Raw genomic sequence first — 12,710 nt, 5'->3', positions numbered from 1 at the left:
TGCAGCTGAAAATTGAACACAAAAGTTTATAATTATATTCTTGAAAATATAGAAAAGAAGGGCTCGCTTTTTTTCCTTCTACTTGACCCGGATAAAACCAAAGTTGAAAAACTTGATGAACTTATTCCGGTCTTTGAAAATGCCGATGTCGATGTTTTATTAATTGGCGGCAGTCTTATTCTGGATTCAGATTTCAATCAATTTGTAAAAGTGATTAAAGAAAAAACCAAAATTCCTGTAGTGATTTTCCCTGGTGGTGTTGAACAGGTAAGTCCTTATGCTGATGCGATTCTGTTTTTATCTATCGTTAGTGGAAGGAATCCGGAAAATTTAATCGGTAAACATGTAATTGCTGCACCCCTCATAAAAAGAATTAAATTAGAACCTATATCAACTGCTTACATTTTGGTTGAATCGGGCAAAGCAACAACAGCTGAATTTTTGAGTAACAGCAAACCAATCCCGAGACACAAACCAGATCTTGCAGCAGCTCACGCACTTGCGGCAGAATATCTGGGAATGAAATTAATATATCTTGAAGCGGGAAGCGGTGCTGAACTTTCTGTTCCCGAAGAAATGATTTATGCAGTAAGTAAAACTGTTTCTGTTCCAGTGATTGTTGGCGGAGGTATTCGATCTCCGGAAGAAGCAAGAAAAAAAGTTGAAGCAGGGGCAAAAATTATCGTTGTAGGAAATCATTTCGATAATCCTGAAAATTTTAAGTACTTAAAAGAATTTACTTCGGCGGTTCATTACAAGATCAAAAAAACAACAGAGGTTTAAATGGATAAATCAAAATTCATAAAAGAATCATTAAACGAGAGTGCAAATCTTAAAAGACAAATTTTGGAAAATTGTGAACAGGATATTTTAAGAGCAGTTGATTTGCTTGTTAATGCTTTTAAGAGCGGAAAAAAACTTTTATTGATTGGAAATGGTGGAAGCGCTGCTGATTGTCAACACATTGCAACTGAATTAATGATAAGACTGAGTCATCATATTAAAAGGCCAGCATTACCAGCGATTGCATTAACAACCGACACATCAAATTTAACAGCCGGCGGAAATGATATTGGTTACGAGAATGTTTTTGCAAGAAATGTTGAAGGCCTTGGAAATGAAGGAGATGTTCTCTGGGCAATCTCGACAAGCGGCAACTCTCCGAATATTATCAAAGCAATTGAAATGGCTAAAAGCAAAAAAATGTATGTTTTAGGTTTGAGTGGATTAACTGGCGGAAAGATGAGTAATCTTTGCGATGTGATTATCAAAGTTCCTTCAGAAAACACTCAGCGAATTCAAGAAGGACACCTGACAATCGAACACATTATTTGCGAAATGGTCGAACTTGAATTGTATTGTAATTGAACGAAGCAACAATCTGATTAATTTGTTCAGCAAGTCATTCAATTCATAAAATTAATTTACCTCCCTTTAAATTTGCTCATTATAATCAAGCGTTCAAGTTAATTCCCTGTTTAATAACTTCGTAACAAAATCTATTTCGCTTGGATGATCATTCTTCTAGAAATTCTTATTCAAAATCTAATGCTTGAAACAAGTAAAGAAACTTTCATTGAAAGTTTTCAATCTTTTAATTTGTAATTATGAATGAGTCAAAAAACTACTCAATATTTAATTTTACAAGAGAAAAATTGATTGAAGGAATTTTCATCAGAAGACTCAATCGTTTTGTTGTTGAATGCTTAATTGAAGGCAAAAAACAACTTGCTCATCTGCCAAATCCAGGAAGGTTGTGGGAACTGCTCTTTAAAGGTTCTAGAATTCTTCTATACAAGACAAATTCAGAAGATCGAAATTTGAATTATACGGTTGCAGCTGTTTTTAAAAACTCAGAACCAGTTTTACTTCATACTTCCGAAACAAATTCTGTAGCTGAGTGGCTTCTTAAAAATCATTTAATTGAGGATTTAAAAGATTTTAATATTATTTCAAGAGAAAAGACTTTAAACAACAGCAGAATTGACTTTCATCTCACCAATGGAAGGCAAGAACTTTTCTTAGAGGTCAAATCCTGTACTTTATTTCATAAAAAACTTGCAATGTTCCCCGATGCAATTACAGAAAGAGGGACAAAGCATTTAAATGAACTCGCTGAATTGAATTCTGATGATAAAATTGGTGGTGTTCTTTTTTTAGTTCATAATAAGAATGTCGAATATTTTTTGCCTGAGTTTCATACTGACTTAAAATTTGCAAGAAACTTTTTTCATTTGAAAGATAAACTGAGATTTTTTGTCTATTCTCTTGATTGGGATTATACTTTATCTCTTGATCCAATGAATATAAAAAAGGTTAAAATTCCATTTAATGTTCTGGAAAGAGAGTTAGAAGATTCTGGAACTTATGTTCTTGTAATTTATAATAATCGAAAACAAAAAATTGAAATTGGAAGTTTAGGCAAAATTTCTTTTGAAAAAGGATACTATTGTTACATCGGAAGTGCAATGCAAAATCTTTCAAAGAGAGTCGAAAGACATAAACGAAAAATAAAAAATTTTCACTGGCATATTGATTACTTGCTCGATAAAACGAAAATTCATAAATCAATCGAAATTAGAAGCAACGAAAAACTCGAATGTGAAGTTGCTTCTGAATTAAGTAAAATCGCCGATGGGGAAATTAAAAATTTTGGTTCAAGTGATTGTAATTGCAATTCTCATCTTTTCTATTTCTATCAAAATCCTTTGGAACGAAAGGATTTTATTGAATTAATTCTGGACTTTAGAATGGGACGACTTATAAAAAAGTACAACCTTTAAGATGAATAGTTATATTGACTTTCAAAGTAAAATCAAGAAATTAAAATTTGAATGGTATCAAGGTCTGAAGCGTGGAGTTTACTATTCTTTTGTCTCTCACCTGATCTTTATCATTGTAATTCAAATTTTGCTTGGGCTTAATTTCAACCAATCAACCAAAATTAGAATAAAAAAAATAAAACTATTTGCAGTTGAGCTTAAACAAATTGAAGAACCAAAACCTCAGGTCGTCGTTCAAGGATTACCACAAAAGGATACTCTGGAAATTAAACCTGAAAAAATTTTTTTTGCTGGAATTGAAATTGACACTACAGATATCATCAATCGTTATGAAGAAAATACCTTGAATGTTTCAATACTATTTCCAGACGGATGGATTTTTTTTGATAACCGTGTGAAGGAAATAATCGATGGTGTAATTTTTATTCCCGGAGAGAACTCCAATTATGATAAAAGGCTATCGGTTTTAATTCAGGTAAATACAAACAAAAATCTTTTCAATCCATCTTTGTATGATTCATCTTTTACTTATAATCGAGCGCAATATTACATATCAAAACCACAGAAAACTCACGAACAAGTAACCCAGGTTGTATACATCAGAACAGGTGCATTCAAAGCTGATTTTGTGATTAAATTAACTTCGCCCAATGAAAATGAATTCAAAAAATTTCAGCCGGTGTTTTTTGCAATGGTTCGCTCTTTTAATGCCGGTTATTCATATTAAAAATAAAATTGATAGTTTTGAGATATTGAAGGAGTAATAAATGATAAACAATTTTGAACGTGATAAGAAAAAAGCGGCGCTCCTCTCTCTTTTAATTGGCTTTTTAATGTTCTTCCTGAAAATTTTTGCGTTTGCAATAACAGGTTCATCTGCCATCCTTTCCGATGCTATTGAATCGATTGTCCACATTTTTGCTACATCAATTGCATTTATAAGTTTGCTTATTTCATTAAAGCCTCCCGATGAAACTCATCCTTATGGACATGGAAAGATTGAGTACTTTTCAGCTGGTTTTGAAGGTGGATTAATAATTGTGGCTGCTTTGTCAATAATATTTTTCGCAATTGAAGATTTAATTTTTGGAATTGAACTTCAACAACTTGATGTTGGTGCTTATTTAATTTTTGCTGCATCAGCTATTAATTTGTTTCTTGGATTGTTTTTGATTCGAGTTGGTAAAAGAACAAAATCATTAATTCTTGAAGCAGATGGAAAACATATTTTGACAGATTCAGTTACCAGCATTGCTGTTCTTATATCTATTGTGGTAGTGATGATAACAGATTTTAAGATCCTCGATCCACTTATTGCAATTTTTGTTGCATTAAATATAATTGTAACAGGTTATAAACTCGTTCGTCATTCAATTCGCGGGTTAATGCAAGAACGAGACGATCAATTCCTTGAAAAATTAATTCCTGCCCTTAACAAAATAAGACATGATGATTTTATCGAAATTCATAAATTAAGAACATGGAGTGCAGGCAATCATCATTATGTGGATTTTCATTTAATAATTCCGTCTTACTATACCATTGAACAATCTCATCAAATTCAGAAATTCATTACAGAATCCTTACGACAAAATCTTGAAGCAGAACTCCAAACAATGCTTCACTTTGATCCCTGTAAACCTGACCATTGTCAGTATTGTGAGAAAAAAGATTGTTCAATTCGAAGCTCAGATTTTATTAACAAACTTGAATGGAATAAGGAAAATTGTATCAGTAACTCAGTTGTTATTCCGTTGATGGAGTGAAGTTTTTAGCAAGGAATTATAGTTTTTACTTTTCAAAAATTTTGTTCAGTGGATATCAGATAATATTCTTAAATAATTCACTTGAGCTTAATAAATTCAAAATTTAAAACTTTCATTGTTTTAGTTTTGTTTAATTGAAAAACTTTGGTGAAAAATGGAGAATAAAATTAAAACGGACATCATAACTCTGCCAATTGAAGGAATGACCTGTGCAAGCTGTGTTTTAAGAGTGGAAAAAGCTTTGAAAAAAGTAGAAGGAGTTCAAGAGGCAATTGTAAATCTCGCAACGGAACAGGCTCAAGTTAAAATTGACCCGTCTAAAGTTGATTTTGAGAGATTAAAAGAAGCAGTTGAAAAAGCAGGTTACAGTGTAATTGAATCAAATGAAGATAAACTTTCGGTTGAAGATTTTGTTGATAAAGAAAGAGAGAAATATTTATCTGATTTAAAAAATGACTTAAAATTCTCGCTCATATTTACATTACCAGTTTTCCTGATAAGTATGCTTATAATGTATGAGCCTTTTCAAAAAGCAATTGGGAGCTTCTTCAATTATTCATCATACTTGCTTTTTATATTAACAACACCTGTGGTCTTTAAAAGCGGTAAAAGATTTTTCAAGATTGCCTGGAGTACACTAAAACATTTTTCTTTCGATATGAATACTCTCGTTGCAGTTGGTACGGGCTCGGCTTACTTGTATAGTACTATAGTAACTTTCTTCCCTGAACTTTTGGGAATTAGTGGACATCCTGCTCATCAGCAAGTTTATTATGATACATCAGCAGTAATTATTACTTTAATTCTTTTTGGAAGATACCTTGAAGCAAAATCGAAATCCAAAACCTCTGAAGCAATCAAAAAACTGATTGGATTGAAACCGAAAACTGCAAATGTTATCAGAAATGGGATTGAAATAACAATAAAAATTGAAGAATTAAAGATTAATGACTTAGTAGTCGTAAGACCTGGCGAGAGAGTTCCTGCTGATGGATTTATTGTGAATGGTTTATCCTCTATTGACGAATCAATGATAACAGGAGAAAGTCTTCCCGTTGAGAAAAAAGAAGGGGATAAAGTTATTGGTGGTACAATTAATCTTGCAGGAAGCTTTAATTTCAGAGTTTCTGCAACGGGGAAGAATTCAATTCTTGGGCAGATAATTAAACTGGTTGAGGAAGCACAAGCATCCAAGGCGCCGATTCAAAATCTTGCAGATAAAATTGCTTCGGTTTTTGTCCCTGTTGTTATTCTTATTGCAACTTTGACTTTCATTGCCTGGATTTTAAGCGGTTCAAATTTCTCTACAGCTTTAATTCATTTTGTTGCTGTTTTAATTATTGCCTGTCCTTGCGCTTTGGGCCTTGCAACTCCAACTGCTTTGATTGTGGGAACTGGCATTGGTGCTGATAATGGAATTTTAATTAAGAATGCTCAAAGTCTCGAACTTACTCATAAAATTACAGATCTTGTTCTGGATAAAACAGGAACAATCACCGAAGGTAAACCAAAAGTTAATGAAATAATTTTTCTGAATGAGACAAACAATGAATTAAACTTGAGGTTAATTGCATCTGCTGAAAATAAATCAGAACATCCAATTGCTAAGGCAATTAGAGATCATTCTAAGGAAAACGGAATTGAATTGGTTGAACCGGATAATTTTAAATACTTTCCAGGTTTTGGTATTGAAGCTGATTTTGGTGAAGACAAAATTTTAATAGGAACAGAAGATTTAATGAAAAGAGAAGGGATTGATTTTTCCACTCATAAAAAGTTGATAGAAACGCTTTTCACAGAAGGTAAAATTTTAGTTTTTGTTTCTATCAATAAAAATCCTTCAGCATTAATTTCGGTTAGTGATCCAATTAAGAAAAATTCCATTCAGGCAATCGAAAAATTAAAGTCGCTTGGAATTAGAGTGATGATGATAACTGGTGATAACGAAGAGACTGCTCGTGCAATTGCAGCACAAACAGGAATTGATAAATACTTTGCGAGAGTCTTACCAGACGGAAAGGCAAAAGTTATTCGTGAATTAAAAGGACAGAATAAAGTTATTGCGATGGTTGGTGATGGAATTAATGATGCGCCGGCTCTTGCCGAAGCTGATGTAAGCATTGCAATGTCGAGTGGAACAGATATAGCGATGGAAACTGCAGATATCACATTAATGAAAAACGATTTGATGGATGTTTATAAAGCAATAAAATTATCGCATTTAACAATTAAAGCGATTAAACAAAATCTTTTCTGGGCTTTTATTTACAATGTAATTGGAATTCCACTCGCAGCCGCTGGAATTTTGAACCCAATGATTGCTGCAGCCGCAATGTCTCTAAGTTCTGTTTCGGTGGTGACTAATTCATTGCGAATTAGGAAGAAAAATCTTTAAATTGTTGCAAGTTTAATAAGTAATTAACAACAATTAATAATCTATTAGGAGAGACCTATGAAATACTTAATAAGTGCATTAACAATAGTTTTCTTTTTAACAATAGTTGTTTTTTCTCAGGCTCAGGAAAAGCAAACCGTCAAAAAAGAAACCAAAGTTGAAAAAGTTGAAAAGAAAGATGCCTGCTGTTCAACCGAAAAATCAGAAGCGAAGGTTGAGAAAAAAGAGTCTTGCGATACAAAAGATAAAGCATCAAAAGATCACAGCCATGATGCTGAAAAAGATCAAGTAAAATCAGACGATTGCTGCAAGACAGATAAAACCAATTCTTCAAAATCAAAAGAAAGTAAAAACTAATTTCCATCAATATTGCCCACTTCAGTTGTTAAGGAGTTTTGCCTTCGGGTAAAACTCCTTTTTTTTGTCGTTATCAAAAACCCAAAAGAATTATTCCACGAAAATCAATAAGTTAGTAACAAATTTTTAACGAATTGAATTTAGACTAAGCACTTATATCTAATTTTATATGATTGAACTAAACGGAATTAAAATTGATAATAATCTTCCATTCATTTTAATCGCGGGTCCCTGTGTGGTTGAAAGCAGAGATCTTGTATTTTCAACTGCCGAAAAAATTATTGAAATTACTTCGAGATTAAACATCCCATACATTTTCAAATCATCATATAAAAAAGCAAATCGAACTTCTGTGAATTCGTTTACTGGAATTGGTGATCAGGAAGCTCTCAAAATTTTGGATGAGATAAAGAAAACTTTTGGCGTACCAGTTCTTACGGATGTTCACTCTGTTGATGAAGTAAAATTAGCAGCCGAAGTAGTCGATATACTTCAAATACCAGCTTTCTTATGCAGACAAACAGAATTGCTTCTTGAAGCTGGCAAGACGGGGAAAGTAGTTAACATTAAAAAAGGACAATTTCTCGCACCTGATGAAATTCAGTACGCTGCTGATAAAGTTAAATCGACCAGGAATGAAAAAATTCTTTTAACTGAAAGAGGAACAACTTTTGGCTATCACAATCTTGTTGTTGATATGCGTTCACTTGTGATTATGAAAAAGATAGGATATCCTGTAATAATGGATGCAACTCATGCTGTTCAAATTCCTGGAGTTGGAGGTAAATCTGGTGGAGCAAGAGAGTTTATCCCGTATCTTGCAAAAGCAGCAATTTCTATTGGAATTGCTGGTCTTTTTCTCGAAACACATCCAGAACCTTCAAAAGCTTTAAGCGATGCTGATTCCCAACTGCCACTTAATTTTCTTGAGACTCTTTTAATTCAAGTAAAACAAATTGATGAGCTTGTAAAAAATTTCAGTGAAATAAATTTGAAATAATTTTACTCCACAAAAAAAAATAAATTATTCAACTATGAAAAAAGAACTAAAAGAAAAACTCAAAAGAATCAAGTTATTAATTCTTGATGTTGATGGTGTTTTAACTGATGGAAGCATAGTCTATTCTTCTCAAGGTGAAGAAATAAAAACTTTCAATGTGCACGATGGTTATGGAATAGAGATGCTTAGACAATCAGGAATTCCTGTTGCAATTATAACAGGAAGGAATTCAAAGATTGTTGAAACTCGTGCAAAGGATTTAAAAATTGAAGACCTTGTTCAGGGAACAATTGATAAAGTGCCTGCCGCAGAATCTTTCGCAAAAAAATATAACATTACTTTTGATGAAATCGCTTTTATGGGAGATGATCTTTTTGATATTCCATTACTTCAAAAAGTTGGATTTTCCTGTGCACCAAAGAATGCCCGAAAAGAAGTTAAAAGAATTGTAGATTATGTAACAAAAAATGAAGGTGGGAAAGGAGCTGTAAGAGAAGTAATCGACTTAATTCTTGATGCTCAAAAGAAAGGCAAAAACTTTGATTAGCAAGTACTGAAATGAGTTTTTATTTTAATGGACAGGATTTTCCTCGAAGATTAAATGAATTGGAAAGATACTGGTTGAGATTAATTCTGCCCGAAGATAGGCCAGGTTATAAGCTTTATCACGATAAACTTGAAGATTTATTTGTAATTGGTTATGGAAAGTTCCCACCTTACAATTTAATATTAGGCAAAAAAGATGATAAACCTGATCCAACAATTCCAATTCAACCTTTAATCGCAACTGGAAAATTTTTTTATGAATTGGGATCCGTTACAATTTCAATTTTCGAGGAATTTGAAAATCAAATTGAAGTTGATATTCAATCCGAAGGTTTTGATTATTTCCAAATTAAATCTTCTGAGCTGATCAATAAAGAAAAGAATTGGTTTACTTATTCGAATTGGTCTCCTGGTCAAAATCATCCATTCGATAACTCTGAACTAAGAGTAATTGAAATTCAAAAAGATGAATTTGATTTTGTAATCTCTCCAAAACATAAACGTTTATGGATTTATGATTATAATCTGAAATTCAACAAGTTTATTCCAGTTACAAATTTCTATCAGGAGCTTTTGAAAGTTGCAGGAATTAAAGATGCAAGTAAAATAACTGATATAAACTATTTCTTTACTAATCTTAAAAAATTTTCTGATGAACAAATTCGTTCTGCTTTTATAAATTATAATCGATACTGGAAAAAATTTGAATTGAAAAAAGAAATCCCTATGAAACCGAAAAAGAAAAACTTTTTCAAAAAAATTTTTGAGAGGTTTTTATGGAAAAAATAATTCAGGATGGAAAAGAAGTTGTAAGAATTGAGACCGAAGCGGTCAAAAAACTCGAAGAAAGAATTAACGAAAATTTTGCAAAAGCTGTCGAAGCGATTTTAAATACAAAAGGACGGGTGATTATTTCAGGAGTTGGTAAATCGGGAATAATTGCTCGAAAAATTGTCGCAACTATGAATTCAACAGGGACACCTGCTTTGTTTATGCATCCAAGTGATGCAATTCATGGTGATCTTGGAATGGTAAAAATGGATGATGTTGTAATTCTGATTTCTAAATCAGGTTCAACTCCAGAAATTATTAGAATATTTCCTGTTTTAAGAAGAATAGGAACAAAAATAATTGCTCTTGTGGGGGATATGAAATCTTATCTTGCCAAAGAAGCTGATATTGCATTGGATGTTTCAGTTGATGAAGAAGCATGTCCGTATGACCTTGCACCAACATCTTCAACCACAGCAACGTTAGTTATGGGTGATGCAATTGCAATCGCTTTGCTTAAGGCAAAAAATTTTACAAAAGAACAATTTGCGCTTTATCATCCAGGTGGAACGCTTGGAAGGAGACTGACTCTTAAAGTGGAAGAGATTATGACGAAAGGTGAAAATGTCCCCGTTGTCCATCAAGACATTGATTTGCATTCAGCGATACTTGAAATGACAACAAAAAGACTTGGAGCAACCTGCGTCGTTAATGATGAAGGGAAATTAGTCGGAATAATTACTGATGGCGATCTTCGACGTGCAATGGAAAAATTTCAGGATCTTTCAATTCTTAAAGCAAAAGATGTAATGGGCAAAAATCCAAAATCAATTAAACCGGATGTGCTTGCATCTTATGCAATTCAATTAATGGAAACATATAAAATCACTCAATTAATTTGCATTGATGATGAAAATCGTCCGGTAGGAATGGTTCATCTGCATGATCTGGTTAATCTTGGCTTTATAAATACCTGATTGTAAAAAAATTGGTGATTTCTTTTTTTATTACTGGGTTTCTGCTTTTAATACAATTAAATGTTAATTCTCTCTTGAGCTTTAGAAAAAATATCAAATTTAATTTTATTTCCCGACTGTGATATTCTACACTTCTTGTGAGCTCAAATAATAAATCACAGAATATACTTACTTAAATCTCTGTTTTTCACAATCTTGCTTAATTTTTCGTTTACCATTTCTTTGGTGATTTTAATTTTTTTCTCTTTGATTAAATCAGGTACACCATACAAAATATCTTCCAGTAAAGTTGTAAGAATTGTGTGAAGTCTTCTTGCTCCAATGTTTTCAACCTGCTCATTCACTTCTGCGGCTGTTTTTGCAATTTCTCTTATTGCGCCTTCATCAAATTCAATTTCAACCCCATCGCTTTTTAATAAAGCTGCATATTGTTTAATTAGTGCGTTTTCTGGAAGTGTGAGGATTTTCACAAAATCATCTTCTGTTAAACTATGCAACTCGACTCTGATTGGGAATCTTCCCTGCAATTCGGGAATTAAGTCTGACGGCTTTGATACATGAAATGCACCTGAAGCAATAAATAAAATATGATCACTTTTTACTGGTCCATATTTGGTGTTAACAGTTGAACCTTCTACAATTGGTAGTAAATCTCTTTGAACACCTTCTCTTGAAACATCGGGACCAACTTTAGATGGAGGACCTGCAATTTTGTCAATTTCATCAATAAATATGATACCTGTATTCTCAACTCTAAAGATTGCCTCTTTAATTATCGCGTCCATATCGATTAATTTTTTTGCTTCTTCTTCGCGGAAGTATTGACGAGCTTCTTTAATTGTCATCTTTTTCTTTTTTGTCTTCTTCGGTAAAATATTACCGAGCATTTCCTGAATATTGATTCCTAAATCATCAGGACCAAATGGACCAAGTATCTGCATAACTGGGCCGCTTGTATCTGCCTGAGTATCAAATTCAATTATAGTATCGTCGAGTTCTCCTTTTACTAATTTTTCTCTGTAATAATCTCGAGCAGATTTTTTTGGTTGTTCGATTTCTTCTACGGGTTTAATTTCTTGATCGGAGATAAGAGGGAGAGGCTCGCGAACAGTTTTTCTTACTGGTTCAAGCAAAATATCAAGGATTTTTTCATCGGCTAATTTCTGTGCTTTTTCTCGAACTTCTTCCATTCGTTCTTGCTTGACCATATTAACAGCAATGTCTGTAATCTCTCTAATCATTGATTCTACATCTCTGCCAACATAACCAACCTCTGTATATTTTGATGCTTCAACTTTCAGGAATGGAGCGTTTGCAAGTTTTGCCAGCCTCCGCGCGATTTCGGTTTTCCCAACACCAGTTGGTCCTATTAAAATAATATTGTTAGGTAAAATTTCTTCACGAAGATTTTCTTTTACCTGCTGTCGTCTCCATCTATTTCTTAAAGCAATAGCAACAGCTTTTTTTGCAGCATCTTGACCGACTATATATTTATCCAGCTCACGTACTATTTCGGATGGTGTCAGACTTTTGATTTCGTATTGATTGTTTTTGTTCTTTTTAGTTTTCATAAAATTCAAAGCTCCTCGATGATTAAATTCTTATTGGTATAAATGCAAATATCCGCAGCAGTGTTTAATGCTTCTTCGACAATTTCTTTTGCAGAAAGATTGCTGTGTTTAATTAACATTTTTGCAGCAGCCAACGCATAACTTCCACCTGAACCAATGGCAACAATATTATCATCTGGCTCGATTACATCTCCATTTCCAGAGATGATTAATGCTTTCTCTTTTGAAACAACGGCAAGCATTGCTTCGAGTCTTCGTAAGTATTTATCAGTTCGCCAGTCTTTTGCAAGTTCAACAGCCGCACGCGAAAGATTCCCTTTGTATTGTTCAAGTTTGTCTTCGAATCTCTCAAGCAAAGTGAATGCGTCGGCTGATGCACCAGCAAATCCAGCAAGAACTGTATTGTTGTAAAGTTTTCTAACTTTTCTGGCGTTGTGTTTCATAACAGTTTGACCGAGAGTAACCTGTCCATCTCCTCCCATTGCTGCTTGACCATTGTGAACAAGTCCAATAATTGTTGTGGAATGAATTTCTTTCATACCGG

Annotated in this window: 13 protein-coding genes; 11 read left to right on the top strand and 2 right to left on the bottom strand. The window is 33.2% G+C overall.

Annotated features, from left to right (window positions below; translation table 11 throughout):
• Positions 1 to 12: 12 nt before the first annotated feature.
• From HPY57_05875 to HPY57_05825, 11 genes are all read left to right on the top strand, one after another.
• Positions 13 to 783, top strand: coding sequence for a geranylgeranylglyceryl/heptaprenylglyceryl phosphate synthase (locus tag HPY57_05875; protein NPV11305.1), 771 nt, complete (start codon positions 13 to 15; stop codon positions 781 to 783).
• 18 nt (positions 784 to 801) lie between these two features.
• A complete protein-coding gene (locus tag HPY57_05870) occupies positions 802 to 1,368 on the top strand; it encodes an SIS domain-containing protein (GenBank protein NPV11304.1) in 567 nt (188 codons plus the stop codon).
• A gap of 239 nt (positions 1,369 to 1,607) precedes the next feature.
• Positions 1,608 to 2,783 carry a DNA/RNA nuclease SfsA gene (gene sfsA, locus HPY57_05865; GenBank protein ID NPV11303.1) on the top strand — a complete coding sequence of 392 codons (1,176 nt, stop codon included), beginning with the start codon at positions 1,608 to 1,610 and terminating at the stop codon, positions 2,781 to 2,783.
• A 1-nt stretch (position 2,784) separates the two neighbouring features.
• Positions 2,785 to 3,510, top strand: coding sequence for a hypothetical protein (locus HPY57_05860; protein ID NPV11302.1), 726 nt, complete (start codon positions 2,785 to 2,787; stop codon positions 3,508 to 3,510).
• A 40-nt stretch (positions 3,511 to 3,550) separates the two neighbouring features.
• Positions 3,551 to 4,549: a cation transporter gene (locus HPY57_05855; GenBank protein NPV11301.1), complete on the top strand. Its 999-nt coding sequence runs from the start codon at positions 3,551 to 3,553 to the stop codon at positions 4,547 to 4,549.
• A 154-nt stretch (positions 4,550 to 4,703) separates the two neighbouring features.
• A complete protein-coding gene (locus HPY57_05850; protein NPV11300.1) occupies positions 4,704 to 6,944 on the top strand; it encodes a copper-translocating P-type ATPase in 2,241 nt (746 codons plus the stop codon).
• A gap of 57 nt (positions 6,945 to 7,001) precedes the next feature.
• Positions 7,002 to 7,301, top strand: coding sequence for a hypothetical protein (locus tag HPY57_05845; protein NPV11299.1), 300 nt, complete (start codon positions 7,002 to 7,004; stop codon positions 7,299 to 7,301).
• 169 nt (positions 7,302 to 7,470) lie between these two features.
• Positions 7,471 to 8,301: a 3-deoxy-8-phosphooctulonate synthase gene (gene kdsA, locus HPY57_05840; GenBank protein NPV11298.1), complete on the top strand. Its 831-nt coding sequence runs from the start codon at positions 7,471 to 7,473 to the stop codon at positions 8,299 to 8,301.
• 34 nt (positions 8,302 to 8,335) lie between these two features.
• Entirely contained in the window at positions 8,336 to 8,848 is a 513-nt protein-coding gene (locus HPY57_05835) for an HAD-IIIA family hydrolase (GenBank protein ID NPV11297.1), read from the top strand.
• Positions 8,849 to 8,859: 11 nt separating this feature from the next.
• The gene (locus HPY57_05830) at positions 8,860 to 9,636 is read left to right on the top strand and encodes a hypothetical protein (GenBank protein NPV11296.1); all 777 of its coding nucleotides are present in this window, start codon (positions 8,860 to 8,862) and stop codon (positions 9,634 to 9,636) included.
• On the top strand, positions 9,624 to 10,595 hold the full coding sequence (locus HPY57_05825) for a KpsF/GutQ family sugar-phosphate isomerase (GenBank protein ID NPV11295.1): 972 nt from the start codon (positions 9,624 to 9,626) through the stop codon (positions 10,593 to 10,595). Before HPY57_05830 ends, HPY57_05825 begins: the two co-directional genes overlap by 13 nt.
• A 155-nt stretch (positions 10,596 to 10,750) precedes the next feature.
• Here the strand turns inward: HPY57_05825 and hslU are convergent, their stop codons facing one another.
• Together hslU and hslV are read right to left on the bottom strand one after the other, a co-directional pair.
• Positions 10,751 to 12,166, bottom strand: a complete 1,416-nt coding sequence (hslU, locus tag HPY57_05820; GenBank protein NPV11294.1) for an ATP-dependent protease ATPase subunit HslU — start codon at positions 12,164 to 12,166, stop codon at positions 10,751 to 10,753.
• A 5-nt stretch (positions 12,167 to 12,171) separates the two neighbouring features.
• Positions 12,172 to 12,705, bottom strand: coding sequence for an ATP-dependent protease subunit HslV (gene hslV, locus HPY57_05815; protein ID NPV11293.1), 534 nt, complete (start codon positions 12,703 to 12,705; stop codon positions 12,172 to 12,174).
• Between the last annotated feature and the right edge of the window lie 5 nt (positions 12,706 to 12,710).

This window comes from Ignavibacteria bacterium, assembly GCA_013177855.1.
Lineage (GTDB): Bacteria > Bacteroidota > Ignavibacteria > Ch128b > Ch128b > Ch128b.
This window is presented reverse-complemented; position numbering and strand designations above follow the sequence as displayed.

What these genes read in the sequence shown, in the direction of transcription:
- sfsA (NPV11303.1), top strand. Translation starts at nt 1,608, where the DNA reads ATGAATGAGTCAAAAAACTACTCAATATTTAATTTTACAAGAGAAAAA.
- HPY57_05860 (NPV11302.1), top strand. Translation starts at nt 2,785, where the DNA reads ATGAATAGTTATATTGACTTTCAAAGTAAAATCAAGAAATTAAAATTT.
- HPY57_05855 (NPV11301.1), top strand. Translation starts at nt 3,551, where the DNA reads ATGATAAACAATTTTGAACGTGATAAGAAAAAAGCGGCGCTCCTCTCT.
- HPY57_05850 (NPV11300.1), top strand. Translation starts at nt 4,704, where the DNA reads ATGGAGAATAAAATTAAAACGGACATCATAACTCTGCCAATTGAAGGA.
- HPY57_05845 (NPV11299.1), top strand. Translation starts at nt 7,002, where the DNA reads ATGAAATACTTAATAAGTGCATTAACAATAGTTTTCTTTTTAACAATA.
- kdsA (NPV11298.1), top strand. Translation starts at nt 7,471, where the DNA reads ATGATTGAACTAAACGGAATTAAAATTGATAATAATCTTCCATTCATT.
- HPY57_05835 (NPV11297.1), top strand. Translation starts at nt 8,336, where the DNA reads ATGAAAAAAGAACTAAAAGAAAAACTCAAAAGAATCAAGTTATTAATT.
- HPY57_05830 (NPV11296.1), top strand. Translation starts at nt 8,860, where the DNA reads ATGAGTTTTTATTTTAATGGACAGGATTTTCCTCGAAGATTAAATGAA.
- HPY57_05825 (NPV11295.1), top strand. Translation starts at nt 9,624, where the DNA reads ATGGAAAAAATAATTCAGGATGGAAAAGAAGTTGTAAGAATTGAGACC.
- hslU (NPV11294.1), bottom strand. Translation starts at nt 12,166, where the DNA reads ATGAAAACTAAAAAGAACAAAAACAATCAATACGAAATCAAAAGTCTG.
- hslV (NPV11293.1), bottom strand. Translation starts at nt 12,705, where the DNA reads ATGAAAGAAATTCATTCCACAACAATTATTGGACTTGTTCACAATGGT.